General features: G+C 72.2%; 2 protein-coding genes. Both read right to left on the reverse strand.

Annotation, left to right across the window (positions count from 1 at the left end):
- The coding region (locus AC1D15_RS32580; protein ID WP_477829319.1) for a hypothetical protein at positions 1 to 756 on the reverse strand (756 nt) is incomplete at its 3' end.
- A gap of 193 nt (positions 757 to 949) precedes the next feature.
- The coding region (locus AC1D15_RS32585; protein ID WP_477829320.1) for a hydantoinase B/oxoprolinase family protein at positions 950 to 1,325 on the reverse strand (376 nt) is incomplete at its 5' end.

The raw sequence follows: 1,325 nt of genomic DNA on the forward strand, positions 1-1,325 counted from the left end.
CGTCAGCGCTGCGCGGCGGCGCTGCAGAGCCCACGCGACGATCAGCACCAGCCCCCAGGCCGCTACGTAGGACAGTCCCGCCCCGAGCACCGGCAGCGCCAGAGCCAGCACCATGAAGAACGCGCCGAAGCCGATCAGGCCGCGCACGAAGCCGGCCAGCAGTTCGATCGTCGCGTCGGCACCATGGCGCACCCGCGTGAAGCACGGCAGCACGTTGCCGGTGATCGGCAGCGCGAGCAGCAGCCCGCTGATCGCTGCCGGGAACACCGGCGCACCGCCCATGACCGCGGCGGCCAGCGCGGCGGCCGCTGCGACGCGCAGCACCAGCTCGACCGGCGGGATGTGCAGCACCGTGCGCTCGCGGCGGTGCGCCGGCATCAGCCTCGACCCGGCCCACGGCGCGAACGCTGCCAGCACGCAGGCCGCCGCGAGAGGCAGCGCGATCCAGACCAGCAACCCGCCGACCGCGAGGAACACCGCATTCGCCGCCAGCAGCGACACCCACCACGGCCAGCGCCGCACCGCGTGCGCGAAGGCCACCATGTGCGACACCATCGCCGGGTACGCGACGATCGTCGCCACCGCGATCGCATGCGCCTGCGACAGCGGCGCCTGCAGCAGCACGAAGCCCATGATCGGCCCGGCAATCATCGGCAGGCCCGACAAGGTGCCCGCAACGCCATGGCCGAAGCGCTTCGCGGCGAAGCTCGCGGCCAGCACGACGGCGCACACCAGCGCGAGCTTCAGCAGGAACATGGGGAAGCAAAAAATGTGGGCCCGCCGGCAAAGGGAGGGTTGCAGCAGCGGGCCCGAAGGTCCGGCCGGAGGGAGGTATGGGCCGGACAGCCCGGCAGGAGGGAGTTACGGGCCGGGCGGGTTGAAGTGTAGGAAGCGCTGACGCATTTCCCCGCACCGACACCCCGGTCCATCTGTACCGACATCGTTTGCCTCACGCCGCTCCGTAGCCCCCACCGCCCGGCGTCTCGATCACGAACACGTCGCCCGGCCCCATCGGCACCGAGCCGATGTGGTCCAGCGCCTCGACCTGGCCATCGGCTCGCTCGACGCGGTTGATGCCCGGCAGGCCGGCCGATCCGCCAGCCATGCCGAACGCGCCGGCATGGCGCCCGTTCGACAGGATCGAAGCCGTCATCGGCTCGAGGAAGCGCACGCGCCGCACGCCGCCGTCGCCGCCGCGGTGGCGCCCGGCGCCGCCCGAGCCGGGGCGGATCTCGTAGCTGTCCAGCCGCACCGGGAAGCGGAACTCCAGCACCTCCGGGTCGGTGAGCCGCGAGTTCGTCATGTGCGTCTGCACGACCGAGGTG

It is taken from the genome of Rhizobacter sp. P2_H2, from assembly GCF_056403375.1.